The organism is Pseudomonas sp. S06B 330 (assembly GCF_002845275.2).
Taxonomy (GTDB): domain Bacteria; phylum Pseudomonadota; class Gammaproteobacteria; order Pseudomonadales; family Pseudomonadaceae; genus Aquipseudomonas.
In genome coordinates this window covers 1345576-1371395 of record NZ_CP088149.1, presented here as the reverse complement: position 1 = coordinate 1371395, position 25820 = coordinate 1345576, and the positions used below count along the sequence as shown (strand labels likewise).

Here is a 25820-nt window from a genome sequence, read left to right as displayed (position 1 = left end):
AATAAAGGCTACGCCGCCGCTTGCATGGCGTGGTCGGGCTCACTAACGTAGCGCCTTTTAGACGCCACGCCCTGCAGGAGCCCGACCATGGCCGCGCCAGCCTTTTCCCCTTTCATCCCCCGGTTCGGCGTAGCCGCAGCGATGTTCGGCATGCTTGCCGTCAGCGGCTGTCAGATGGGCGGTTATCGCGACAGCGTGCCACCGGTCAGTGGCGTTCAACCGCTCAAAGGCTTGGCCCAGAACGTCTCGGTACGACGCAACGCCCTGGGCATGCCGTTGATTGAAAGCAACAACTTCCACGATGCGCTGTTCGCCTTGGGCTATGTACATGCCGGTGACCGCATCGGCCAGATGGTCGGCATGCGCTTGTTGGCGCAGGGCCGACTCGCCGAGATCGCTGGTGCGGATGTGCTGGAGGTCGACCGCCTGATGCGCGGCGCCAACCTGAAACAGTCCGCCAATCAGCTTTATGCCGATGCCTCGCCACGCCTGAAGCGCTTCTTCGAAGTCTATGCCCGCGGTGTCAACGCTTACCTGTTCCGCTACCGCGACCGATTGCCGGCGCCGTTGGCACAAACCGGTTACCGCCCGGAATACTGGAAGCCTGAAGACTCGGCGCTGATCTTCTGTCTATACAACTTCAGTCAGTCGGTGAACCTGCAAGAAGAGTTGGCCGCCCTGACTCTGGCGCAAAAAGTCGGCAGCGACAAGCTGGCCTGGCTGTTGCCCAGCTACCCGGATGAACCGTTGCCATTGGCCGAGGCCGACAAACTCAAGGGCCTGAACCTCAGCAGTCAACTCGCTGGGCTGGCACCGCTGACTGCCGCCAGTGAACAACTGGCAGCGCTCAATCTGCTGGGTACGGCGGGCTCCAGCAACTGGGCTATCGCCCCACAACGCAGCCGCAACGGCAAGAGCCTGCTGGCCAGCGATACCCTTGGCGCCTGGGCCATGACCCCGGTGCAGATTCGTGCGCCCAAGTATCAGGCCGCCGGCGTGTCGATTGCCGGCCTGCCGCTACTGCTTTCCGGCTACAACGGCAAACTGGCCTGGAGTACCAGCGCGGTCATGGCCGATAACCAGGACTTGTTCCTGGAGCGGATTAAACGTGAAGGTAACCGTCTGATGTACCAGGCCGACGGTAAGTGGCTGCCAGCGCAGGCACGCAACGAGACCTTCTTCATCAAGGGCCAGCGCCCGCGGCGCGAAACCCTGTACGACACCCGTCACGGTACACTGCTCACCGGTGCTCAGAACGCCAGTCTCGGGCTCGCCCTGCAGGTGCCTCAGCTCAAGGGTGATATGAGCATGGACGCGTTCTTCAACTTGTCGCGGGCGCAGAACGTCGAGCGCGCCTTCGACAACACCCGGGAAATCGGCGCCGCCGCGCTGAACTTTGTCTTCGCCGACGCCAGCAACATCGGTTGGCAGGTCAGCGGGCGTTTCCCCAACCGTCGCGAAGGCCAGGGGCTGCTGCCCTCACCAGGCTGGGAGGGACGCTATGACTGGGATGGCTATGCCGACCCGATGCTCCACCCTTACGATCAGGATCCGGCCCAGGGTTGGTTGGGCAATGCCAACCAACGCAGCGTACCTAAAGGTTATGGCATGCAGTTGTCCAATAGCTGGTACTACCCTGAGCGTGCCGAACGCCTGGGGCAACTGGCGACGAATGGCAAGCATGACAGTCGCAGCCTGATCACCATGCAAAACGATCAGACCACCCTGTTCGCCAGCAAACTCAAGCAGATGTTCGAAGCCCCCGGCATGGCGCAGCCGCTCAAGCAGGCAATCGATGCCTTGCCGGGCGATCAGCGCAGCAAGGCCCGTGAGGCCTACACGCGGTTAATGGCCTTCGATGGTCGCCTGAGCACCCTCTCAGCTGACGCCGCCCTGTATGAACTGTTCCTGCAGGAAAGTGCAAAACAGACCTTCCTCGATGAGTTGGGCCCAGAATCGTCAGCGGCCTGGCAGGCCCTGGTCGGCAACGCACGCTTGTCCTACTCGGCCCAGGCCGATCATTTGCTCGGCCGCGAAGACAGCCCGTTCTGGGACGACCAGCGCACCGCACAGCAGGAAGACAAACCGGCCATCCTCGCCCGCAGCCTGGCAGCTGCAATCAGTGCCGGGGAAGCGCAACTGGGCAATGACCGACGCGCCTGGCAATGGGGCAAGTTGCACGCATTGCGCTGGCCGACACCAACCTTCCATGGCCTGGGAGACGCCGTCAGCCGTAAGCCACAAGCCAGCGGTGGCGACCACAGCACCCTGAGCCTGGCGCCGTATGCCTGGGGCAAGGACTTTAATAGCCAACTGCCTCCGTCGCTGCGCATGGTGGTGGACTTTGGCCAGATCGAGCCGCTGCAACTGCTAAGCAGCAGCGGCCAGTCCGGCAACCCGGCCAGCCCGCACTTTGCCGACGGCCTGGACGCTTGGTTCAAGGGCCGTTACATGAGCGTGCCGCTGCAACCGCAGAACGCTGAGCGGGCCTATGGCAATAAGCGCCTGACCCTGGTGCCAGGCAAGTAACGACCCTTCCCCCGCAGCCGGTGCAATGCCGGCTGCGATGATCCAAATCAACTGCACCTGTGAGCAATTGCTCTACAACGAAACTCAGACGAGCTTCGTCTTTAGTGCTGCCTGATGAATCATAAAAACGATTGCGCGCCACTGCCCAGGGGACAACCCCAGGCCGGGTGATTAAAGGAATATGCAATGGCTTCTGTTCTTTCGCGTCTGGCCCTGTGCGCCACCACGCTGCTGCTGATACCCGCCCTTTACGCCAGCGAGCCAGACACGGCAGCGGCTGAACCTGCCAACCAGACGCTGCTCGAACGTGGCCGCTACGTGGCCCAACTCGGGGACTGCATCGCCTGCCACACCGCCCCGCAAGGTGCACTGATGGCCGGCGGCCTGCAACTTAAAACGCCCATGGGCACGATCTACTCGAGCAACATCACCCCGGATCCGGAAACCGGTATCGGTCGTTACAGCTTCGAGCAGTTCGACTCCGCCATGCGCGAAGGCGTGAGTGCTGATGGCACCCAGCTTTACCCCGCGATGCCCTACCCGTCCTACGCGAAAATGAGCGAAACGGACATGCGCGCGCTGTACGCCTACCTGATGCAAGACGTGGCACCGATCAGCCAGCCCAATCAGGCCGCCGACATGAGCTGGCCATTCAACATGCGCTGGGGGCTGGCGCTGTGGAACTGGGCGTTCCTCGACAACCAGCCTTTCGAGCCCGACCCGAACCGCGACCCTTTGATCAACCGCGGCGCCTATCTGGTCCAGGGTCTGGGCCATTGTGGCGCCTGTCATACCCCGCGTGGTATCGCCTTCCAGGAAAAGGCCATGAGCGATGCTGGCAGCAGCGGCAAGCACTTCCTTGCTGGGGAAACCGTCGAACATTGGCGTGCGCTGAGCTTGCGTAACCTATGGACGGTGCCAGACACCGTAGAACTGCTCAAAACCGGGCAAAACCGCTTCGCCACGGTGTCTGGGAACATGGCCGACGTGATTCATCACAGCACCCAACATTTCAGTGATGCGGACCTGACGGCCATCGCCAGTTATCTCAAGTCTCTACCGCCGAGCGACGACGACTTGCCCATGCCTGCGGTTGCACTGACGCCAGCGGCGCCTGCCGCCGACCTGTTCAGCAGCCGTGGCGGGCTGGGTTACACCCAATTTTGCAGCGACTGCCACCGCCCCGATGGTGGTGGCGTGCCTGGCATGTTCCCGCCACTGGCCGGTAATCCGAGCATTGCCTCCAGTGACCCGACGTCCCTGCTGCACATCACCCTGACCGGCTGGGAAACCGCGCAAACCGCTACCCATTTGCGGGTCTACACCATGCCTGGCTTTGCCCGTTTGTCGGATCAGGAAATCGCCGAAATCCTCAGCTTCGTGCGCAGCCGCTGGGGTAACGACAGCGCGGCTGTCACGGCGCAGCAAGTGAGGAGACTGCGCGGTCAACTCAATCCACAGACCACCGACTCCAGCGCTTTTGAGACCCCGCGCCTGGCCGACCTGCTCGCTGCCACCAATGCCGACCAGGTCATCCGCGGCATGCGTCTGCACCTGCAAACCAAGGCGTTGCTGCCGGACAATGTCGGCAATGCGTTGAACTGCACCAGCTGTCACCTCAACGCTGGCACCGTGGCCGACGGTTCGCCGTTCGTTGGCGTGTCAGCGTTTTTCCCTGGTTACGCACCACGCGCCGGCAAGGTCATCACCCTGGAAGAACGCATCAACGGTTGCTTCCGACGCTCGATGAACGGCACACCGCTTGCGCCACAATCAGCCGACATGCAGGCCATGGTTGCCTATTTCGAGTGGATGAAGAACAACACGCAACCCGGCGATAAAGTGGCCGGGCGTGGAGTGGGCAAGATCGACCCCGCCATCAAGCCGGACCTGGCCAACGGTGAGCAGGTCTACGCCAAGCAGTGTGCGGTATGCCATGGCGCCAACGGTGAAGGTCTGGCTCGCGCCGATGGGAGCCTGGTGTTTCCGCCACTATGGGGTGAGCAGTCCTTCAACATCGGTGCCGGTATGGCGCGCACCTATACCGCTGCCGCGTTCGTCAAACGCAACATGCCCATTGGCTTTCACGAACGCTTTCCCCTTGGCCAGGGTGGCTTGAGTGACCAGGAGGCCGTGGATGTCGCCGCTTGGTTCTCCCAGCAACCGCGCCCGGATTTCCCCGACAAGGTCAAGGACTGGCCCAACGGCGGTAAACCGGTGGATGCGCGTTACTGACAGGGTAGAAGGGGAGCGACAACCTGCGCGCGGGGCAACTTTATGCTTATATCATCATGCCCGCCGGCGTAGTCTGGCTCCCCCAGGACCGACCCACTAGGACTGATATGCATCACTCGACCCACGACATTCTGGCACCGGTTCCAGGCATTGCCCGCCAGATCCATAGTTTCCATTTCGGCCCCCGGGGCGCCGGCAAAATCTACATTCAGGCCTCACTGCACGCCGACGAACTGCCCGGCATGCTGGTCGCCTGGCACCTCAAGCAACGCTTGAGCGAACTCGAAGCCCACGGCGTGTTGCGCCGTGAAATCGTCCTGGTGCCCATCGCCAACCCGGTCGGCCTCGAACAAGTGCTGATGGATGTGCCTTTGGGCCGCTTCGAGCTGCAAAGCGGTGAGAACTTCAACCGTAATTTTGTCGACCTGAGCGATTCGATCGGCGATCAGATCGAAGCCCACCTCACCCAAGACCCGGTGCACAACGTGGCCTTGATCCGCGAATGTTTGCGCCGTGCTCTGGACGCGCAACCGGCGCGCACCCCGCTGCAATCGCAACGCCTGACCCTGCAGCGCCTGGCCTGCGACGCCGAAATGGTGTTGGACCTGCATTGCGACTTCGACGCCGTCGCCCACCTTTACACCACCCCCGAAGCCTGGCCTCAGGTCGAGCCGTTGGCATGTTATCTCGGCACCCAGGCCAGTCTGTTGGCCACCGACTCCGGCGGCCAGTCCTTCGATGAGTGTTTCACCCTGGTCTGGTGGCAATTGCAGCAGCGCTTCGGCAAACAGTTCCCGATCCCTCAGGGCAGCTTTTCGGTCACCGTCGAGCTGCGCGGCCAAGGGGATGTCAGCCACCCGCTGGCAGAAAAGGATTGCGCGGCCATTCTGGACTATCTGACCCAGTACGGCGCCATTGAAGGCCAGGCCGCCAGCCTGCCTGCATTGGCCTACCCGGCCACCCCGCTCGCCGGGGTGGAGCCTGTGGCCACGCCTCTGGGCGGTTTGCTGGTCTTTCACGCCAAGCCGGGACAGTACCTGGAAGCAGGCCAGCTGATCGCCGAGGTCATCGACCCGCTTAATGATCGCGTGACCCCAGTGCGCAACGTCCAGCCGGGTTTGATGTATGCCCGATCACTGCGACGCATGGCTACCGCCGGCATGGTCATCGCTCATGTCGCAGGGCGTGAGGCGTATCGCAGCGGTTACCTGTTGTCGCCTTGAGCATACTGGGCCAAGGGAACGTCAGGCCACTGGAGCCGGCGGGGCTTCGTCCGGCAAGGTCGGCTCACCCGGCTCGGTGGGCTGTTCGTTAGGTGGTGGCTGATCGGGCGTATCCGGATCGGGTTGACCCGGAATCCCGCCAACCTGAGCGATATGTGGGTGCGGGTGGGCCAGCAACGACCAAGCCAACACCCCAACACTATTGGGCTGCAACACGGCCAGCTTGGCACTGATGGACGGGTCGAGTTTCATCGGCGGCTCCTGGGCGACATCCGCCAGGCCTATTGCCTGGCGAATCAGTTCAACACATTAGAGTCCGCCGGCGGGCAAGAATTCCCGCGTTTCGTCGGCTCAGGTACGTGGCAGGGTAACGCCGCGCTGGCCCTGGTATTTGCCGCCACGGTCCTTGTAGGACACTTCGCACTCTTCGTCGGATTCGAGGAACAGCATCTGTGCCACGCCTTCGTTAGCGTAGATCTTCGCCGGCAAGGTGGTGGTATTGGAGAATTCCAGGGTCACATGGCCTTCCCACTCCGGTTCCAGCGGGGTGACGTTGACGATGATGCCGCAACGGGCATAGGTGCTCTTGCCCAGGCAGATGGTCAGGACGTTGCGCGGAATGCGGAAATACTCAACGGTGCGGGCCAGGGCAAAGGAGTTCGGCGGGATGATGCAAACGTCGCTCTTCACGTCGACAAAGCTGCCGGCGTCGAAGTTTTTCGGATCGACGGTGGCCGAGTTGATGTTGGTAAACACCTTGAACTCGTCGGCGCAGCGTACGTCGTAGCCGTAGCTGGAAACGCCGAAGGAGATCAGCCGGTTGTCGCTCTCACCGCGCACCTGGCGCTCGACGAACGGCTCGATCATGCCGTGTTCCTGCGCCATGCGGCGAATCCACTTGTCCGATTTGATGCTCATGGCGGGTGTCCTGAAATAACGAGGTGAAGAAAATCTGAAGCGCATCTTACCGGGCCCGGCGTCCGGTTCAAAGTTCAATGCACCGCCAGGCGTCGAATCCGCGTATGACGGGGCCTTCAGGGAGAGTGATAGCACCGTCAGTCATGATTTATGCGAAAGCTGAACAAGACCATTGGCACGTTCTGGAAAAAGGGTTAAGGTGACGCCACTGTGCTGCACGTGTCACTGAGAATATCTACCTGATGCAAGATTTCGATCAACCCATCTTCATGAATTTTCTGCCTCTTTGCACTCAGTCTCGGCCAGGGCGTTTCCTGAGTCGTAGTTAACTTTGTCCAAGGAGACAGACCATGTCCAATCGCCAAACCGGTACCGTTAAGTGGTTCAACGATGAAAAAGGCTTCGGCTTCATCACCCCACAATCCGGTGACGACCTGTTCGTACACTTCAAAGCCATCAAGGCTGACGGCTTCAAGAGCCTGAAAGAAGGCCAAGCGGTCTCTTTCATCGCTACCCGCGGTCAGAAAGGCATGCAGGCTGAAGAAGTAGAAGTTATCTAACTTCCGCTTTACAGCTTGAAAAAAGCCCCGCCCTTAACAGGCGGGGCTTTTTTTATGCCTCGATTTCAAGCTGCCTGGCAGCCCATCGCTGGCAAGCGAGCGCCCACAAGGCCCCGTGCGGGCACAACCTGTGGGCGCTGGCTTGCCAGCGAAAGCATCACCTCAATCTTCGCTGATAGTGATATTCGGCATTGCCGGCGCCGCCGCTTCCTGCAACACGATTCGCGCCCCTACCTGACGGGCCAGTTCCTGATAGACCATGGCAATCTGGCTTTCCGGCTCGGCAATGGCCGTTGGCTTGCCGCTGTCGGCTTGCTCGCGAATCAACATCGACAGCGGCAGCGAGGCGAGCAACTCGACATCGTATTGCGATGCCAACTTCTCCCCCCCCCCTTCGCCAAACAGATGCTCGGCGTGGCCACAGTTAGAGCAGATATGCACGGCCATGTTCTCGACCACGCCCAACACCGGGATATTGACCTTGCGGAACATCTCCACGCCTTTCTTGGCGTCGATCAGCGCCAAGTCCTGCGGGGTGGTAACGATCACTGAACCTGCCACCGGCACTTTCTGCGCCAGGGTCAGTTGAATGTCACCGGTGCCTGGCGGCATGTCGATGACCAGATAATCCAGGTTGTCCCAGGCCGTCTGGGTGACCAATTGCAACAACGCCCCGGAAACCATCGGCCCACGCCAGACCATCGGCGTGTTGTCATCGGTCAGGAAGGCCATCGACATGACCTCCACACCGTGCGCCTTGAGGGGTACGAACCACTTCTGGTCGCGAATCTGTGGACGCGTACGCTCAGGGATGCCAAACATCACGCCCTGACTCGGGCCATAGATGTCGGCATCGAGAATCCCCACCCGCGCCCCTTCACGGGCCAGGGCCAGGGCCAGGTTGGCCGCCGTCGTAGACTTGCCCACACCGCCCTTACCCGAAGCCACGGCAATGATGTTCTTGACGTTGGCAAGGCCAGGGATTTGCGCCTGCGCCTTATGCTCGGCGATCACGCAATTGATATCGACGCGCGCCGAGGCAACCCCGTCGATACCTTCGATGGCGGTTTGCAGCACCTGCGCCCAGCCATTTTTGAACAGACCGGCCGCATAACCGAGTTGCAACTGGACACTGACCTGCTCGCCCTGGATATCGATTGCCTGCACACAGCCGGCGCTGACGGGGTCCAGGTTCAGGTAAGGGTCGGTGTACTGGCGAAGAACGGCTTCGACGGCTGCGCGAGTGACGGCACTCATGGAGACTCCCGTGATAAAGACTGAGTAAAACAGGCCACTATGCTAACCCGCGAAACATCCACAGATACGTCCATGGGGTGAAATAAATTTCCCGGCGTTTTATAGTGGCCGATCACCGTTTCATCTCAAGTAGCCGAAAAAAGTAGCCGAGCCCCCATGTCCGAGCCACGTCAGATTCTCGTAACCAGCGCCCTGCCCTATGCCAATGGTTCCATTCACCTTGGCCATATGCTCGAGTACATCCAGACAGACATGTGGGTGCGCTACCAGAAGCATCGTGGCAACCAGTGCGTGTACGTCTGTGCCGACGACGCCCATGGCTCGGCCATCATGCTGCGCGCCGAAAAGGAAGGGATCACCCCTGAGCAACTGATTGCCGCCGTCCAGGCTGAGCACAGCGGGGACTTTGCCGACTTCCTGGTCGATTTCGACAACTTCCACTCGACCCACGCCGAGGAAAACCGCGAGCTGTCGAGCCAGATCTATCTCAAGCTGCGTGATGCCGGGCACATTGCTACCCGTTCGATCACTCAGTATTTCGACCCGGACAAAAAAATGTTCCTGGCCGACCGTTTCATCAAAGGCACCTGTCCCAAGTGCGCCGCTGAAGACCAGTACGGCGACAACTGTGAAAAGTGCGGCGCCACCTATGCGCCCACCGAGCTGAAGAACCCCAAGTCGGCGATTTCCGGTGCCACCCCGGTGCTCAAGGACTCCCAGCATTTCTTCTTCAAGCTGCCCGACTTCCAGGCCATGCTCCAGCAGTGGACCCGCAGCGGCACCCTGCAGGACGCCGTGGCCAACAAGATCGCCGAGTGGCTGGATGCCGGCCTGCAGGAATGGGACATCTCCCGTGACGCGCCGTACTTCGGCTTCGAAATCCCTGACGAGCCAGGCAAGTACTTCTATGTCTGGCTGGACGCGCCGATCGGCTACATGGCCAGCTTCAAGAACCTGTGCGCCCGTCGTCCGGAACTGGACTTCGATGCGTTCTGGAACAAGGACTCTAACGCCGAGCTGTACCATTTCATCGGCAAGGACATCGTCAATTTCCATGCCCTGTTCTGGCCTGCCATGCTTGAAGGCGCCGGCTACCGCAAGCCGACCGCGATCAACGTCCATGGCTACCTGACCGTCAACGGTTCGAAGATGTCGAAGTCCCGCGGCACCTTCATCAAGGCTCGCACTTACCTTGACCACCTGTCGCCGGAATACCTGCGCTACTACTACGCTTCCAAGCTCGGCCGCGGCGTCGACGACCTCGACCTGAACCTGGAAGACTTCGTCCAGAAGGTCAATTCCGACCTGGTCGGCAAGGTAGTCAACATTGCCAGCCGTTGCGCCGGGTTCATCCAGAAGGGCAACGATGGCGTGATGGTCGCTGGCGATGCCGCGCCAGAGCTGACCGAAGCCTTCCTGGCCGCTGCGCCAGGCATCGCCGAAGCCTATGAAGGTCGCGACTTCGCCCGCGCCATGCGCGAGATCATGGGGCTGGCCGACCGCGCCAACGCCTGGATCGCCGACAAGGCACCGTGGTCGCTGGCCAAGCAGGAAGGCAAGCAGGATGAGGTCCAGGCCATCTGCGCCCAGGGCATCAACCTGTTCCGCCAACTGGTGATTTTCCTCAAGCCGGTACTGCCGTTGCTGGCCGCTGACGCCGAGGCGTTCCTCAACGTTGCGCCGCTGACCTGGAACGATCACCAGACTCGCCTGAGCAATCACCAGTTGAACCCGTTCAAGGCGCTGATGAGCCGTATCGACCCGGCCAAGGTCGAAGCCATGACCGCCGCCAGCAAGGAAGACCTGGCCGCCAGCCAAACCTCCGTGGTGACCGGCAACGGCGAACTGAGCAAAGATCCACTGTCTGCCGAAATCGACTTCGACACCTTCGCTGCCGTCGACTTGCGCGTAGCGCTGATTCTCAAGGCTGAAGCCGTTGAAGGTGCCGACAAACTGCTGCGCCTGACCCTGGACATCGGTGACGAGCAGCGCAACGTGTTCTCCGGCATCAAGTCAGCCTACCCGGATCCGGCCAAGCTCGAAGGTCGCCTGACCATGATGATCGCCAACCTCAAGCCACGCAAAATGCGCTTTGGCATCTCCGAAGGGATGGTCATGGCTGCTGGCCCTGGTGGTGAAGAAATCTACCTGCTCAGCCCTGACAGCGGCGCCAAGCCTGGTCAGCGCATCAAGTAACGCCCTCGCCCCGGACGATTGCGTCCGGGGCGTTCTCATCCTCGCCTCATTGCCGGATAATGGCGAACAGCCCCGGCAATGTGCACCTCCATGAGCGAATTCATCCTGGCCCTGATCAGCGCCGCGCTGGTCAACAACCTGATCCTGCATCACGGATTGGCAATCGACCCAGCCCTGCAAACGTCAGCGGCTGACGAGCGTCGCCGACTGCATGCGCTGGGCCTGGCAACGCTGGTATTACTGGTACTGGTCTGCAACCTCGGGCAGCTGCTTTACCGCTACCTCCTGCTCCCCCTGCAGCTTGACTACCTACGCCTGTTCGTCCTTTTGCCGCTGTGCGTGCTGCTGATCGAGCCGTTGCTAGGACTGCTATCGCGCGCCCTACCTGCGTGGCCCTTCAAGGGGCTGACGCCACTACTGCTAGCTAATGTGGCACTGCTAGGCTTGAGCCTACAGGTCACTGAAGGGGGGTATGACATCCTGCAGACCCTGGCCTGGAGCCTGGGTGGCGGGCTGGGCTTCTGGCTGGCCCTGAGCCTGTTCGCCGACTTGCGTGAACGTAGCGACAACGAAGCTATTGCCCGCAGCTTTCGCGGCCTGCCTGTACAACTGATCGGAGCCGGCGTGATGGCCTTGGCGTTTCTCGGCTTCAACGGATTATTTTCATCATGAGTCTGATTCAACGCATCGACGCCCTGCTGCCGCAAACCCAATGCGGAAAGTGTGGCCACCCTGGCTGCAAGCCTTACGCAGAGGGCCTGGCCAAGGGCGAAGCGATCAACAAATGTCCACCAGGAGGCAGCGAAACCATCGCTGCCCTGGCCAAGCTGCTGCAGGTTCCGGTCATTGCCCTGGATTCCGAGCGCGGCACCGCCCCGCCCCAAGTCGCTTATATTCGCGAAGCCGAATGCATCGGTTGCACCAAATGCATCCAGGCCTGCCCGGTGGATGCGATTGTCGGCGCGGCGAAATTGATGCACACCGTTATCAGCGCTGAATGCACCGGCTGCGACCTGTGTGTGGCGCCTTGTCCGGTAGACTGCATCGACCTGCTGCCACTCAGCGCAAACAGCCCTATCGTGGCCATTGTCGGTGGCCTGGCCGAAGACGAGCACACGCTGGCCGCACGCAGCAACAAACGCAACCAGGCGCGTCGGCGCTTTGAACTGCGTAACAGCCGCCTGCAGCGCGAGGAGGCGCGCAAGCAAGCCGAACGTGCCGCCCGCAGTCAACGTGCCGCCAGCAGCAACAGCGTCGATCAGACCATTGCCAGTGATGACCCGATCAAAGCGGCCATCGAGCGGGTCAAGGCGCAAAAAGCAGCCGCTGCCGATGCCGCACTGAAAAAGGCCAAGATTGCCGCCGCCATGAGCCGGGCCCAATTGCAAAAGGCCCGCAGTGCCTTTGGTGAGGCTCCGAACGATGCCCAACGGGCACAGTTGGCTGAACTGGAGCAGGAGGCCGAACAGGCTCAGGCACAATTGCTGGCCCTGCAACCGGCCCCCGCTCATGCCAGCCACTGATCACAGCGAGCGCCTGCGCAGCACGATGCTGCTGGTGCTGCTGGCGTGCCTGCCAGGGGTGCTGGCACTACTATGGCAACATGGCTGGGGTTTTCTGTTCAATCTACTGCTGTGTACAGGCACCGCCCTGGCCAGCGAAGCCTTGTTGCTTAAGCTGCAGCAACGACCTGTACTGCCTTCGCTCAACGACGGCAGCGCTCTGGTCAGCGCCACCCTGCTTGCCGTTGCCCTGCCGGCCTACGCGCCCTGGTGGTTGCCAGTTATCGCTACGACGAGCGCCATTGGCCTTGGCAAGCACCTTTATGGCGGTGTCGGGAAAAACCCATTCAACCCAGCCATGCTCGGTTATGCCGTGGTGTTGCTAGCCTTTGCCCAACACATGACGCAGTGGCCCGGCGCACAGCTACTGGACCTGGGCACCAGCCTGCAACATGTATTCGGCTGGAGCAGCAGCGAGCAACCTGACGCCTGGGCCCAAGCCACTCTCCTCGATGGCTTGCGCAACAACCGCAGCTTGACCGTAGATGAACTGTTCCGCAGTCATCCTGGCTTTGGCCATTGGGGTGGCAAAGAAAGCGAATGGGTCAACCTCGCATTCCTGCTGGGCGGCTTGCTGCTGTTACAGCGCAAAGTGTTCAGCTGGCACGCTCCGGTCGGCTTGCTGGCCAGCCTGTTCGTGCTCAGCCTGTTGTTCTGGAATGGCTCCGGCTCGGACTCCAATGGCTCGCCGCTGCTGCATTTGTTCAGTGGTTCGACCATGCTGGCTGCCTTCTTTATTGCCACAGAACCGGTTTCCGGCCCCAAGTCACCTCAGGCCAGACTAGTGTTTGGCATCGGCATAGGCCTGTTGATTTACCTGATTCGCACCTGGGGCAGCTACCCCGATGGCACCGCGTTCGCCGTGCTGTTGATGAACCTCTGCGTACCGGCGTTGGAGCGTTGGGCCGAGCGACGCCAGGGGCTGCCATCATGAACCGCGTATCGATGCGCAGTGCTGTGCCGTTGTTGCTTATAGCAGTGCTGAGCCTGGGCAGCAGCGTGATCTGGCAGCACTTCAGCGCCAAGGATATCGCCCGTGCACAGCAGCAGCTCAAGGCGCAGACATGGCTGAGTGTTCTGGCAAAACAGACTTACGACAATCAACCGTTGCAGACCCCTGTGGCGCTGGACAACCCTACTCTCGCCCACAGCCAACTGCTGGCAGGCTATCGCGCCACGCTGGCTGGCCAGCCCAGTGCAGTGGTGCTGCACAGCCAGCTCCAAGGTTACGGTGGCGCACTCGAACTGCTGATCGCCATCGACCCACAAGGCCGTTTGCTCGGCACCAAGGTTCTACGACAGCAGGAAACTCCAGGCTTGGGCGCCAAACTGGTCGAACCGGGCAACGCGTGGCTGCACGGATTCATCGGTGCCAGCCGGGAAAACACCGCCGATACTGCCTGGGCGCTCAAGCGTGACAACGGCCAGTTCGATCAACTGGCTGGCGCAACGGTGACCTCACGCGCCGTGATCCATGCTGTGCATGACGCCCTGCGCTACTTCGACGAACACCGCCAGCGTTTACTGGAGGGCGCCAGCAATGACTAAGCAATGGCTGACGGCAGTGAGCCTGGCGCCCCTGCTGGGCGCCACCCAAACGCTGGTCAATGCGTCTGCGATTGCTGCATTGAGTGTGTTGATAATCGCCCTGCATCAACTGCTAATGAGGCCGCTACAGCACTGGCTTACTGCGCGCCACAGAATGTTCGCCAGCGTCCTGCTCGCTGCGGCACTGGTCACTTGCCTGGAACTAAGCTTGCGCGCCTGGGCCCTGCCCCTGTATCAGGCGCTGAGCCCCTATCCGGCGTTGATCGCCGTACAATGCCTGGTGTTCGAATACGCTCAAGGTGAAAGCCGAAGTTGGCGCAATACAACCCGATTGCTGGTCGGCTTCGCTGTCTTGTGCCTAAGCCTGGGAATGTGTCGCGAACTACTCGCGGGTTGGACGGGATTGCGTCTGGCGGCCTTGCTACCCGGGGCTTTTTTTCTGATGGGCTTGTTGCTGGCCCTGTACAACTGGGCTTGCCTACGGCGAGCCCCTCCACGTCGTCAAGGAAAGCGTTGACCCCATGAATGCTGCTAAACGCCTGGAAATATTTCGCAGGCTGCACGAAGACAACCCTGAGCCAAAGACCGAACTGGCTTATACCTCACCCTTCGAGTTGCTGATTGCGGTCATTCTTTCGGCCCAGGCCACTGATGTCAGCGTGAACAAAGCGACTGCCAAGCTGTATCCGGTGGCCAATACCCCCGAGACGATTTATGCCCTGGGCGTCGATGGCCTGTCGCAATACATCAAGACCATTGGCTTGTACAACAGCAAAGCACGTAATGTCATCGAAACCTGCCGCCTGCTGATCGAGCAGCATGACAGCCAGGTGCCGCAAACCCGTGAAGCCCTCGAGGCATTGCCCGGCGTCGGCCGCAAGACTGCTAACGTGGTCCTCAATACAGCCTTCCGGCAACTGACAATGGCGGTGGACACGCACATCTTCCGCGTCAGCAACCGTACTGGCATTGCCCCGGGCAAGACCGTGCTAGAGGTTGAGAAGGCATTGATGAAGTTCGTCCCCAAGCCTTACCTGCTCGATGCTCACCACTGGTTGATCCTGCACGGACGCTATGTATGCCTGGCCCGCAAACCCCGCTGCGGAAGTTGCCGGATCGAAGACCTGTGCGATTACAAGCAGAAAACCTCCGACGATTGAGGCAATAGTGAGAAATGCATTCTCTCGATTGAAAAAATCTTTTTTACCCGGTCAAGAATTCTCGCTATAAGGTGCGCCAATGGCCTCTTGGCTGGGAGTGACATATGAGCACCGTTAAAGAAGACCTGGACGTAGACGAAGAATTCTCTCCTGTTGAGTCAGACGATGTGGAGCCCACTGTTGAAACCGCGAAGACCAACCTGAGCAAACGCCGCACCATTGATAACCTGCTGGAAGAGCGGCGCTTGCAAAAACAGTTGGCCGATTACGATTTCGACCTCTGATATCTGAATATCGCACCACCAGACAGTGTCATGTTGGTCAAACCGCCCCGCGAACAAAGCCTCCCCATGGAGGCTTTGTTGCTTCTGGATTGATCAAGCCAGACCGTTGCGTTGCGCCAGCTCGATAAGGTCAACCAACGAGCGTGCGTTGAGCTTGAGTAGCAAACGGGTTTTGTAGGTACTGACCGTCTTGTTGCTCAGAAACATGCCATCTGCAATTTCCTTGTTGGTCTTGCCTCGTGCCAGCTGCTGCAGCACCATCATCTCCCGCCCCGACAGGCGTTCGACCATATCAGCCTCACTGGCGCCCCCCATGTTGGTGCGCACCGAGTGCAGTGCTTGATTGGGGAAATAGCTGTAGCCGGACAACACTGCCTTGATTGCACTGAGCAGCTCGGTGAGATCCTGCTGCTTGCACACGTACCCCGCCGCCCCCGCCTGCATACAACGCATGGAGAAATGCCCCGGCGCCTGCGAGGTCAAGACCAGCACCTTGCTAGCCGGGCAAGTGGACGTGACCCGGGCTATGACCTCGAGGCCGTCGAGCTTAGGGATGCCGATATCCAGAATGACGATATCCGGATCATGCTCTCGTGCCAGTTGTAACGCGTCCACGCCATTATCCGTCTCCGCGATGACTTCATAACCATGCCGTTCCATCAGCATACGTACAGCCAGGCGAATGACCGGATGATCATCCACGATCAGCACTTTATTCATGGGCAGATCCAATTGTTCGCTGTTCGATTTTTTTTGAGCCCGCACAATAGCCTAGTCAAACGACATATTGTATTGCAGCACCCGCGAGCAAATGCACACAAAGATAAAACCTACACACACAAAGGAATAGTCCTACAAGATAATGCTTAACCCGCACACTCACGACCAAAACAGCATCTCTAGGATTAAAGAGATTCCTTCTGCAAAATTAAAATAACACCAGACCCCTCCCGCAACCCAGCCACATGCGCCTTAATTCTTGAAGGAAAAGTCCTATATTGCGACTCTACAAGTACCGGCAGTGCATTAGCCTATGGAAGATAAAGGGTAATAAGTTCTCTCAGCAGAAACCTCACCCACTGCCAAGTGGGCCGGATATCTCGGCTAACTATCACCTGACTGGAACCAAAGGCGAGGACACGGCGATGAGTAATCCAGAGCCCAAAAGCCCATTGACCATCATTGCGATATTCGCCGGAATTATCGAAGCCTCCGCCCTGGCTTCGTTGCCCTTTCTAAGTGAGGATAGCCAGAACACTTACACATGGTTTCTGGTTGGCTTTCCGTTTTTCCTCACTGTCTTGTTTTTCCTCACGCTCAACTTTAATTACAAGTCCTTGTATTCACCTTCTGCTGTTGAACCTACAACGCCCACCATTGCCCAGGCGCCCCAACAGCCCGCCACCAAACCGGAAACATCGGTAAGTGAAATACTATCGGCACCGGTGGAAGATGAAAATTGTAACGAAGTTATCAATACCTCGATGGGCAACGGTATTAGATCCGTTCAGAAGCCAGGCACATCATTGCAATACGCCCAGACCCGCGTAACCATCACCATGAGTGGCGCCAGCGCTAACAAAGTGCTCGAACACTTTGTCCTGCAAGCGCTGAATCAGACCCAGCCGTTGTGCAGCACCTGGATACTGCATAACCTGGAAACCGGCACTCAGACCACCCTGGCGACCCAACTGATCGATAAATAAAAAAACCCCGGACTAAGCCGGGGTTTTTGTTCAAGGTGCCGTTAGATCAACGAACGACCCTTGTTCGCAGCAATGCGCATACGCAGCGCATTGAGCTTGATGAAGCCTGCTGCATCAGCCTGATTGTAAGCACCACCATCTTCCTCGAAGGTCGCGATGTTGGCGTCAAACAGCGAATCATCAGACTTGCGACCTGTAACGATCACATTGCCCTTGTACAGTTTCAGGCGAACCACACCATTCACATTGACCTGAGAAGCGTCGATCATCTGCTGCAGCATCAGACGCTCCGGGCTCCACCAGTAACCGGTGTAGATCAGGCTGGCGTACTTGACCATCAGCTCGTCTTTGAGGTGAGCGACTTCACGGTCCAGGGTGATCGATTCGATTGCCCGGTGAGCGCGCAGCATGATGGTGCCGCCAGGGGTCTCGTAGCAGCCACGAGACTTCATGCCGACATAGCGGTTCTCAACGATGTCCAGACGACCGATACCGTTTTCACCGCCAATGCGGTTGAGGGTCGCCAGAACAGTGGCCGGCGACATTTCAACGCCATCCAGCGCAACGATGTCACCATTGCGGTAGGTCAGCTCCAGGTAGGTCGGAACGTCCGGCGCGGTTTCTGGCGACTTGGTCCACTTCCACATGTCTTCTTCGTGTTCGGTCCAGGTATCCTCCAGCACGCCACCTTCATAGGAGATGTGCAGCAGGTTGGCGTCCATCGAATAGGGCGACTTCTTCTTGCCATGGCGCTCAATCGGGATGCCGTGCTTCTCGGCATAGTCCATGAGCTTTTCACGGGAGAGCAGGTCCCATTCACGCCATGGCGCGATGACTTTGACACCTGGCTTGAGCGCGTAGGCGCCCAGCTCGAAACGGACCTGGTCATTACCTTTGCCGGTAGCACCGTGGGAAATGGCATCGGCGCCGGTTTCATTGGCGATTTCGATCAGGCGCTTGGCGATCAGCGGACGAGCGATGGAAGTACCCAGCAGGTACTCGCCTTCGTAAACGGTGTTGGCGCGGAACATCGGGAATACGAAGTCGCGCACGAATTCTTCGCGCAGGTCGTCGATGTAGATCTCTTTCACACCCATGGCCTGAGCCTTGGCGCGGGCCGGTTCGACCTCCTCGCCCTGCCCCAGGTCGGCAGTGAACGTCACTACTTCACAGTTGTAGGTATCCTGCAGCCACTTGAGAATCACCGAAGTATCAAGGCCGCCGGAATACGCCAGTACGACCTTTTTTACGTCCGCCATGCCATCACTCCACGGGGTTTTACGGAAAGCCGTTGATTCTACCGGCCTTGCTGAAAAAATTACAGTGGGGCGACAGCTTGTGACGACAAAGCGACAGGAACTGTCGAGAGCGCGACGGACGGTCGCACCTCAGGACTTGACCGGCGGTTGACTGTTATCGGCTTGTGCAGCTGCCTCCGGTGCCGGTTCTGAGGCTTTTTCTGGCGCTTTGCGCACCTGTGTTTGCACCGGCGTCACGCGATCAAGTTCAATATTCACTCGACGATTGCGGGCGCGGTTCGCCGCCGAGTTGTTGGCGGCCAGCGGATAGCGTTCGCCGTGGAAGCGAACCGTGATTTGATCTTCGCCAATGCCATGGGCCTTTAGGTACTCCATGACTGCAAGCGCGCGACGGCGGGACAGATCACGGTTAGTCAGGCGATTGCCACTGTTGTCAGAGTGACCATTGAGCTCGATGTGGTTGACCGTCGGATCAGCCTTGAGAAAGGCCAGGATCACGTCCAGACGCGCCTTGGCATCAGCGTCCAGGTCGATACCACCGCCGGGAAAACCAACCCGCGTCTGACGGACCTGGTCGTAATTCATCGGCAACAGCTTAGCGGCGCACACTTGATAATCGCTGTAGGCCTTGCTGAATTTCACTGGCAGCAGGCGCACTTCCATTGCCCGCCCAGCCTCACCGGCATGGTTACGCACCACGGTACTGCGGCCATCAAGCAGCCCATTGATCAGGCGACTGGCCTGGCCTTGAGAGCTGGTGAACAGCACGCCATTGCGGGCCATGCGCACCGCCCCGAGATTGATATCGCCACGCCCTGGCTGCCAAGGTGCTGCGGCGGCGAGCAAAGTGGCTGAGCCGCTGCCCAGTGCATTGCTGCTCGAACGCAATTGAAAGGTCGCCTGTTCACCGGCGCGGCGCACGAACTCACCGCTGCCAAAATCGGCAATCGGCTGGACCAGTCGACATTCGAACTGATCACCTTCGACCTTCCACTCAATATTCTCCAGACGGGTCTGGAAGGTAAGTGCCGTCGCCGGGAGGCAAGCAAACACACTGAGCAGGGCTAGATAACGCTGGCGCACGGGCGGCTCCACAGATTTTCACGGTATACCCGCAGGCTATCGGTCGGCGGTCGCAAAACTTGATAGCGAGTGCTCGACCCCGGCTTTTCCGGTAGCATTCACCTTGAGTTCGACCCGCCTGGAATCCCCAATGTCCGACCGCCTGACCCTCCTGCGTCCCGATGACTGGCACATCCATCTTCGCGATGGCGCCGTCCTGCCCCACACCGTTGGCGACGTTGCGCGCACCTTTGCTCGCGCAATCATCATGCCCAACCTGGTACCGCCCGTGCGTAATGCCGCCGAGGCTGGCGCCTATCGCGAGCGCATCCTGGCCGCACGCCCGACCGGCAGCCACTTTGAACCGTTGATGGTGCTGTACCTCACCGACCGTACCCAACCCGAGGAAATCCGCGCGGCGAAGGCCACCGGTTTCGTGCACGCCGCCAAGCTGTATCCGGCCGGTGCGACGACCAACTCCGACTCCGGCGTTACCAGCGTCGACAAAATCTTCCCGGTGCTCGAAGCCATGGCCGAAGTCGGCATGCCGCTACTGGTCCACGGTGAAGTGACCCGCAGCGAAATCGACGTATTCGACCGCGAGAAGCTGTTCATCGACGAACACCTGCGCCGTGTCGTCGAACGCTTCCCGACCCTGAAGGTAGTGTTCGAACACATCACCACCAGCGACGCCGTGCAGTTCGTCAACGAGGCCCCAGCCAACGTTGGCGCGACCATTACCGCCCAGCACCTGCTGTATAACCGCAACCACATGCTGGTCGGCGGTATTCGCCCGCACTTCTATTGCCTGCCGATCCTCAAGCGCAACACCCACCAGGTGGCCTTGCTGGACGCGGCCACCAGCGGCAGCAGCAAGTTCTTCCTCGGCACCGACTCAGCGCCGCATGCCCAGCACGCCAAAGAAGCCGCATGCGGTTGTGCCGGTTGCTACACCGCGTACGCTGCCATCGAGCTGTACGCTGAAGCGTTTGAACAGCGCAATGCCCTGGACAAGCTTGAAGGCTTTGCCAGCATTCACGGCCCGGCCTTCTATGGCCTGCCACGCAACACCGAGACCATTACCCTGGTTCGCGAAAGCTGGACCGCCCCAAGCAGCTTGCCGTTTGGCGAGCAAACCGTTATCCCGCTGCGCGCCGGTGAGCAACTGCGCTGGCGCCTGCTGGAGGAAACTGCGTGAGTGAAGATCTGTACGACGACCAGGAAGGTCAAAGCGGCGGCCCACGCCATCCAATGGCCGAGCGTTTCCGTGGTTATTTGCCCGTTGTCGTGGACGTAGAAACCGGCGGGTTCAACAGCGCCACTGACGCGCTGCTGGAAATTGCCGCAGTGACCATCGGCATGGACGAAAAAGGTTTCCTGTTCCCGGAGCACACCTACTTCTTCCGCGTCGAACCATTCGAAGGCGCCAACATCGAACAGGCGGCCCTGGAGTTCACCGGTATCAAGCTGGACCACCCACTGCGCATGGCGGTCAGTGAAGAATCGGCCCTGACCGATATCTTTCGTGGCGTGCGCAAGGCACTGAAGGCCAATGGCTGCAAGCGGGCAATCCTGGTTGGCCACAATAGCAGCTTCGACCTGGGCTTCCTGAACGCTGCCGTGGCGCGCCACGACATGAAACGCAACCCGTTTCATCCGTTCTCCAGCTTCGACACTGCCACCCTGGCCGGCCTGGCTTACGGTCAGACCGTGCTGGCCCGAGCCTGCCAGAGCGCCGACATCGACTTCGACGGTCGTGAAGCCCACTCGGCGCGCTACGACACTGAGAAGACCGCTGAGCTGTTCTGTGGCATCGTCAACCGCTGGAAGGAAATGGGCGGCTGGCAGGATTTCAACGACTGAAGTCGAGTCGTCGCATCACCGTTCCTTCAGGTACAAAAAAACCGGCCATCTAGGCCGGTTTTTTTATGGCTCGCTATTACAGCTTGCCAGCGTTCTCGCTCAGGTAAGCAGCAACGCCTTCAGGCGAAGCGGTCATGCCCTTGTCGCCTTTTTTCCAGTTGGCAGGGCAGACTTCGCCGTGCTCTTCGTGGAATTGCAAAGCGTCAACCAGACGCAGCAGCTCGTCCATGTTGCGGCCCAGTGGCAGGTCGTTGACGATCTGCGAACGGACAACGCCTTTGTCGTCGATCAGGAACGCACCACGGAAAGCAACGCCGCCTTCGGACTCAACGTCGTAGGCCTTGGCAATGTCGTGCTTCATGTCAGCGGCCATGATGTACTGAACCTGACCGATGCCACCGGCATTGATCGGGGTGTTGCGCCAGGCGTTGTGAGTGAAATGCGAGTCGATCGACACTGCGATCACTTCAACGTTGCGCGCCTTGAATTCGGCCATGCGGTGATCCAGAGCGATCAGCTCGGACGGGCAGACGAAGGTGAAGTCCAGTGGGTAGAAGAACACCAGGCCGTACTTGCCCTTGATGGCCGAAGCCAGGTTAAAGCTGTCGACGATTTCGCCGTTGCCCAGAACAGCTGGAACGGTGAAGTCCGGGGCATTTTTGCCAACGAGTACGCTCATGCGATATCTCCTGATGGGGTGGAATCATCTGCACAGGCCAGCAGGCGCTGACCCGGCATCAAAATGGCCGACCATCATACACCGCCCGGCGCTGCTCGCCGAGTTTCAGTCCGATTGCGCGACAATCTGCCATTGGTCGCTCTAGTCCGCGGCTTTGGAGAATGTGCTTTGACAAGCATTCTCATTAACATTAAGCTTCGTTGCATTGAGCCCTTACCAGCGATGGTCTGCCCTATGTATGTGTGTCTTTGTGTTGGTGTAACCGACGGACAGATCCGCGACGCGATCTATGAAGGATGCTGCAGCTACAAGGAAGTCAGAGCCGCCACCAACGTGGCGAGCCAGTGTGGCAAATGTGCCTGCCTGGCCAAGCAAGTGGTGCGTGAAACCCTGACCGAACTGCAGGTCAGCCAAGCCGCCCTGCCCTACCCTGTAGAATTTACTGCCGCGTAAAAACCGCCTATTCCAAGAACCGGACCTCGTGTCCGGTTTTTTTATGCCTGTAATTCAACAAGTTAGGGTTAAAACGCGGAACACAAACATTCTTATTCCGATTAATTTTCATTTATTATTCAATAACTTAGGTTTGACAGTCGAAGTTAGCAAGCTCAAACTCTTGCTTATAGGCACACTTATAGGGCAGGACCCCATCATGAAAGGCGACGTTAGCGTCATCCAGCATCTCAACAAGATCCTCGGAAACGAGCTGGTCGCAATCAACCAATACTTCCTGCATGCACGCATGTATGAAGACTGGGGTCTGGATAAGCTCGGCAAGCACGAGTACAAGGAATCCATCGATGAAATGAAACACGCTGACAAACTGATCAAGCGTATTTTGTTTCTTGAAGGCATTCCGAACGTCCAGGATCTGGGCAAGTTGCTGATTGGTGAACACACCAAGGAAATGCTCGAATGCGATCTGAAGATCGAGCAAAAAGGCCTGGTCGACCTCAAGGCAGCTATCGCTCACTGCGAGACGGTTGGCGACTTCGGCAGCCGTGAGATGCTCGAAGATATCCTCGAGTCCGAGGAAGAGCACATTGACTGGCTGGAAACCCAGCTGAGCCTGATCGACAAGGTCGGTCTGGAAAACTACCTGCAGTCGCAGATGGGCGAATAATCAGCCCCCTTGCACTGACAACAAAAAGCCCCGCAATGCGGGGCTTTTTGTTGACTAAACCGTAATCAGGCGTTGTCGGCAGCCTTGGCGGCAGCGTCCTTGATCAGGGTCTGCAGTTCGCCGTTGGCGAACATCTCAGCCATGATGTCGGAGCCGCCAACCAGCTCACCAGCCACCCACAGTTGTGGGAAGGTCGGCCAGTTGGCGTACTTTGGCAGATTGGCGCGAATTTCCGGATTCTGCAGGATATCCACGTAAGCGAATTTTTCGCCACAACCCATCACGGCTTGCGCCGCCTTGGCCGAAAAACCGCACTGCGGGGCATTCGGCGAGCCTTTCATGTAAAGCAGAATGGTGTTGTTAGCAATCTGCTCTTTGATTGTTTCAATGATATCCATGAAGCACCTCGCGGCTGAACTTTCCGACCTGGTTGTCGGCACGGTGACGCATTGTATCGGAAAGCCAAGCGTGACGCTCGGCCTTGCCGATATCAGGCCGCAACCACCTGAACCGGCACACCATTGAGTGCCGCATTGCCCGAGACCGCATCCACGTGGCGCTCATCGGTCAGGTCATTAGCACTGGCGCCCGGCTGACTGCTGGCAATCTCCATGCGTACCCCAGCGCGGGCGTGACCAAAACCGTGGGGCAGACTGACCACACCGGGCATCATGTCGCTGCAGGACTGCACTTCAACCTCAATGCTGCCGACTCGCGAGCTGACGTTCACCCGTTGCCCATCCTGCAGTTGCCGCCCTGCCAGATCATCCGGGTGCATGAGCAATTGGTGACGCGGCTTGCCCTTCACCAGGCGGTGATAGTTGTGCATCCAAGAATTGTTGCTGCGCACATGGCGACGACCAATCAGCAGCAGTTGCCCTGGCTCAGGAGGATGCTGACTGGCAAATCGCTGCAGATCGTGGAGGATTTCCACCGGTGCTGCCTGAATGTGCTGGTTGGCGGTCTTCAGGCGCGCTGCAAGGTTTGGCTGTAGCGGCCCCAAGTCAATTCCGTGCGGGTGCTGAGCGAGTGTATCTATCGACAGATTGAAGGGCGAACGCTCGCCATAACGCCCCTGACGCAAGCCGATATCGATCATCTGCGCCGGCGCCAAGGTCGGCTTCAACGGTTTGTCACTGAGCGCGGCAAAGGCCTTGGCCAGGCCTACAAAGATTTCCCAGTCGTGCAACGCCCCTTGAGGTTTGGGCAGGATCGCCCGGTTGAAACGACTGACGTTGCGCACCGCCAAGAGATTGAAGGTGGTGTCGTAGTGATCATTCTCCAGCGCCGAAGTAGACGGCAGGATCAGGTCGGCGTAACGCGTGGTTTCATTGATGTACAGATCCATGCTGAGCATGAACTCAAGCCCATCCAGCGCCCGCTCCAGTTGCCGCCCGTTAGGCGTGGACAGCACCGGATTACCCGCCACTGTCACCAGTGCGCGCACCTGCCCCTCCCCCTCGCACAGCATTTCTTCAGCCAGTGCTGCCACGGGTAACTCACCGCCGTATTCCGGCAGGCCGGAGACCCGACTCTGCCAGGCATTGAAATGCCCGCCTGCCGTACTGGCAACCAGGTCCACCGCGGGCTGGGTGCACAGCGCGCCACCGACCCGGTCCAGATTGCCGCTGACCAGGTTGATCAGTTGCACCAGCCAATGACACAAGGTGCCGAACGCCTGAGTCGAGACGCCCATCCGCCCGTAACACACCGCCTTGTCGGCCGCGGCGAAGTCTCGCGCGAGCTGACGAATAACCAAGGCCTCAACACCACACAGTGGCGCCATTGCTTCGGCGCTAAAAGGGGCAAGCGCAGCACGCACTTCATCCAGGCCATCAACCGGCAACGCCGAGGCCCGCTCCAAGCCTTCGCTAAACAAGGTATTGAGCACGCCACAGAGCAACGCCGCATCTCCACCAGGACGCACGAACACATGCTGGTCAGCCATCGCTGCGGTTTCACTGCGCCGCGGATCGACCACCACCACTTTGCCGCCGCGGGTCTGGATCGCCTTGAGACGCTTCTCAACATCTGGCACGGTCATGATGCTGCCGTTGGAAGCCAGGGGGTTGGCGCCCAGAATCAGCATGAAATCGGTGTGGTCGATGTCCGCAATCGGTAACAACAGGCCGTGGCCATACATCAAGTAGCTGGTCAGGTGTTGGGGCAACTGATCGACCGAGGTGGCTGAAAAGCGATTACGGGTCTTGAGCAGGCCTAGGAAGTAGTTGCTGTGGGTCATCAACCCGTAGTTGTGCACACTCGGGTTACCTTGATAGACCGCCACGGCATTCTGTCCATGGGCCTGCTGGATAGCCCAAAGCTTCTGCGCAGCCAGCTCGAAGGCTTCGTCCCAACTGATCACCTGCCAACCGTCGCCTACGCGCTTGTGCGGCGCACGCAGGCGATCAGGGTCATTCTGGATGTCTTGCAGGGCCACAGCCTTGGGGCAAATGTGGCCACGGCTGAAGCTGTCCTGGGGGTCACCCTTGATCGAGCTGATACGCGGCGCGGCACCCGGCTCCTCGGTGATTTCAATGTTCAAGCCACAGATGGCTTCGCACAGGTGACAGGCACGGTGATGCAGGGTCTTGTTCATGGCCACCTCTTCCGGGGGTCTGCTGATAAACCGGACTATGAGCCTGAGCTTGCCTGA

At 59.3% G+C, this 25820-nt stretch carries 25 protein-coding genes and 1 pseudogene; 17 read left to right on the top strand and 9 right to left on the bottom strand.

Annotated elements, in window-relative coordinates; all coding sequences use genetic code 11:
• Positions 1 to 87: 87 nt before the first annotated feature.
• The 3 genes from CX511_RS06410 (at position 88) to CX511_RS06400 (ending at position 5987) form a co-directional block, all read left to right on the top strand.
• Entirely contained in the window at positions 88 to 2529 is a 2442-nt protein-coding gene (locus tag CX511_RS06410) for a penicillin acylase family protein (protein WP_045185771.1), read from the top strand.
• Between the two features lie 186 nt (positions 2530 to 2715).
• A complete protein-coding gene (locus tag CX511_RS06405; RefSeq protein WP_101293697.1) occupies positions 2716 to 4764 on the top strand; it encodes a c-type cytochrome in 2049 nt (682 codons plus the stop codon).
• A gap of 107 nt (positions 4765 to 4871) precedes the next feature.
• Positions 4872 to 5987 (top strand): succinylglutamate desuccinylase/aspartoacylase family protein, encoded by a 1116-nt coding sequence (locus tag CX511_RS06400; protein ID WP_045185767.1) that lies wholly within the window; start codon positions 4872 to 4874, stop codon positions 5985 to 5987.
• A gap of 21 nt (positions 5988 to 6008) precedes the next feature.
• Here the strand turns inward: CX511_RS06400 and CX511_RS06395 are convergent, their stop codons facing one another.
• Together CX511_RS06395 and dcd are read right to left on the bottom strand one after the other, a co-directional pair.
• Entirely contained in the window at positions 6009 to 6239 is a 231-nt protein-coding gene (locus tag CX511_RS06395) for a hypothetical protein (protein ID WP_045185765.1), read from the bottom strand.
• Between the two features lie 99 nt (positions 6240 to 6338).
• Complete coding sequence (gene dcd, locus CX511_RS06390; protein WP_028943496.1) at positions 6339 to 6905, bottom strand: dCTP deaminase; 567 nt, start codon at positions 6903 to 6905, stop codon at positions 6339 to 6341.
• 350 nt (positions 6906 to 7255) lie between these two features.
• On the opposite strand from dcd, the gene CX511_RS06385 reads away from it, so the two are divergent.
• On the top strand, positions 7256 to 7465 hold the full coding sequence (locus CX511_RS06385; protein ID WP_010221054.1) for a cold-shock protein: 210 nt from the start codon (positions 7256 to 7258) through the stop codon (positions 7463 to 7465).
• Positions 7466 to 7627: 162 nt separating this feature from the next.
• On the opposite strand, the gene apbC is transcribed toward CX511_RS06385, so the two are convergent.
• Positions 7628 to 8722: an iron-sulfur cluster carrier protein ApbC gene (gene apbC, locus CX511_RS06380; protein ID WP_101293698.1), complete on the bottom strand. Its 1095-nt coding sequence runs from the start codon at positions 8720 to 8722 to the stop codon at positions 7628 to 7630.
• Positions 8723 to 8878: 156 nt separating this feature from the next.
• Between apbC and metG the strand changes: the two genes are divergently transcribed.
• The 8 genes and pseudogenes from metG to CX511_RS06340 all read left to right on the top strand — a co-directional run bounded on the left by metG (position 8879) and on the right by CX511_RS06340 (position 15472).
• Positions 8879 to 10918 carry a methionine--tRNA ligase gene (gene metG, locus CX511_RS06375; protein WP_045185761.1) on the top strand — a complete coding sequence of 680 codons (2040 nt, stop codon included), beginning with the start codon at positions 8879 to 8881 and terminating at the stop codon, positions 10916 to 10918.
• A 90-nt stretch (positions 10919 to 11008) separates the two neighbouring features.
• Positions 11009 to 11590: an Rnf-Nqr domain containing protein gene (locus tag CX511_RS06370; protein ID WP_045185759.1), complete on the top strand. Its 582-nt coding sequence runs from the start codon at positions 11009 to 11011 to the stop codon at positions 11588 to 11590.
• Positions 11587 to 12423: pseudogene (rsxB, locus tag CX511_RS06365) on the top strand (electron transport complex subunit RsxB); the annotation flags it as partial. The gene CX511_RS06370 and the pseudogene rsxB, both read left to right, overlap by 4 nt.
• 4 nt (positions 12424 to 12427) lie before the next feature.
• Positions 12428 to 13414 (top strand): RnfABCDGE type electron transport complex subunit D, encoded by a 987-nt coding sequence (locus CX511_RS06360; RefSeq protein ID WP_045185757.1) that lies wholly within the window; start codon positions 12428 to 12430, stop codon positions 13412 to 13414.
• Positions 13411 to 14028 (top strand): RnfABCDGE type electron transport complex subunit G, encoded by a 618-nt coding sequence (locus tag CX511_RS06355; protein WP_177327795.1) that lies wholly within the window; start codon positions 13411 to 13413, stop codon positions 14026 to 14028. The genes CX511_RS06360 and CX511_RS06355 overlap by 4 nt, the downstream gene beginning before the upstream one ends.
• Positions 14021 to 14545, top strand: coding sequence for an Rnf-Nqr domain containing protein (locus tag CX511_RS06350; protein WP_220639105.1), 525 nt, complete (start codon positions 14021 to 14023; stop codon positions 14543 to 14545). Before CX511_RS06355 ends, CX511_RS06350 begins: the two co-directional genes overlap by 8 nt.
• Positions 14546 to 14549: 4 nt before the next feature.
• Positions 14550 to 15188, top strand: a complete 639-nt coding sequence (nth, locus tag CX511_RS06345) for an endonuclease III (protein WP_045185753.1) — start codon at positions 14550 to 14552, stop codon at positions 15186 to 15188.
• Positions 15189 to 15292: 104 nt separating this feature from the next.
• Positions 15293 to 15472 carry a PA3496 family putative envelope integrity protein gene (locus CX511_RS06340; protein WP_045185752.1) on the top strand — a complete coding sequence of 60 codons (180 nt, stop codon included), beginning with the start codon at positions 15293 to 15295 and terminating at the stop codon, positions 15470 to 15472.
• 93 nt (positions 15473 to 15565) lie between these two features.
• On the opposite strand, the gene CX511_RS06335 is transcribed toward CX511_RS06340, so the two are convergent.
• Positions 15566 to 16192, bottom strand: a complete 627-nt coding sequence (locus CX511_RS06335; protein ID WP_045185750.1) for a response regulator transcription factor — start codon at positions 16190 to 16192, stop codon at positions 15566 to 15568.
• A gap of 425 nt (positions 16193 to 16617) precedes the next feature.
• On the opposite strand from CX511_RS06335, the gene CX511_RS25775 reads away from it, so the two are divergent.
• On the top strand, positions 16618 to 17178 hold the full coding sequence (locus CX511_RS25775; RefSeq protein WP_404824689.1) for a hypothetical protein: 561 nt from the start codon (positions 16618 to 16620) through the stop codon (positions 17176 to 17178).
• A 41-nt stretch (positions 17179 to 17219) separates the two neighbouring features.
• Here CX511_RS25775 and CX511_RS06325 read toward each other — a convergent pair whose 3' ends face one another.
• The gene (locus tag CX511_RS06325) at positions 17220 to 18437 is read right to left on the bottom strand and encodes an argininosuccinate synthase (RefSeq protein WP_045185748.1); all 1218 of its coding nucleotides are present in this window, start codon (positions 18435 to 18437) and stop codon (positions 17220 to 17222) included.
• Between the two features lie 129 nt (positions 18438 to 18566).
• Positions 18567 to 19520 (bottom strand): flagellar protein MotY, encoded by a 954-nt coding sequence (locus CX511_RS06320; RefSeq protein ID WP_045185747.1) that lies wholly within the window; start codon positions 19518 to 19520, stop codon positions 18567 to 18569.
• 130 nt (positions 19521 to 19650) lie between these two features.
• Here CX511_RS06320 and pyrC point away from each other — a divergent pair, with 130 nt between their 5' ends.
• On the top strand, positions 19651 to 20697 hold the full coding sequence (gene pyrC, locus CX511_RS06315; RefSeq protein WP_045185745.1) for a dihydroorotase: 1047 nt from the start codon (positions 19651 to 19653) through the stop codon (positions 20695 to 20697).
• Entirely contained in the window at positions 20694 to 21362 is a 669-nt protein-coding gene (gene rnt / locus CX511_RS06310; RefSeq protein ID WP_045185742.1) for a ribonuclease T, read from the top strand. Before pyrC ends, rnt begins: the two co-directional genes overlap by 4 nt.
• Before the next feature lie 76 nt (positions 21363 to 21438).
• Here the strand turns inward: rnt and CX511_RS06305 are convergent, their stop codons facing one another.
• Positions 21439 to 22041, bottom strand: a complete 603-nt coding sequence (locus CX511_RS06305) for a peroxiredoxin (RefSeq protein WP_010221038.1) — start codon at positions 22039 to 22041, stop codon at positions 21439 to 21441.
• Positions 22042 to 22275: 234 nt separating this feature from the next.
• Between CX511_RS06305 and CX511_RS06300 the strand changes: the two genes are divergently transcribed.
• Positions 22276 to 22494, top strand: coding sequence for a bacterioferritin-associated ferredoxin (locus CX511_RS06300; protein WP_045185737.1), 219 nt, complete (start codon positions 22276 to 22278; stop codon positions 22492 to 22494).
• Between the two features lie 199 nt (positions 22495 to 22693).
• On the top strand, positions 22694 to 23164 hold the full coding sequence (gene bfr, locus CX511_RS06295; protein WP_045185735.1) for a bacterioferritin: 471 nt from the start codon (positions 22694 to 22696) through the stop codon (positions 23162 to 23164).
• Positions 23165 to 23229: 65 nt separating this feature from the next.
• Here the strand turns inward: bfr and grxD are convergent, their stop codons facing one another.
• Entirely contained in the window at positions 23230 to 23562 is a 333-nt protein-coding gene (gene grxD, locus CX511_RS06290) for a Grx4 family monothiol glutaredoxin (protein WP_045185734.1), read from the bottom strand.
• A 92-nt stretch (positions 23563 to 23654) separates the two neighbouring features.
• Complete coding sequence (locus tag CX511_RS06285) at positions 23655 to 25763, bottom strand: molybdopterin oxidoreductase family protein (RefSeq protein ID WP_101293699.1); 2109 nt, start codon at positions 25761 to 25763, stop codon at positions 23655 to 23657.
• Positions 25764 to 25820: the final 57 nt, after the last annotated feature.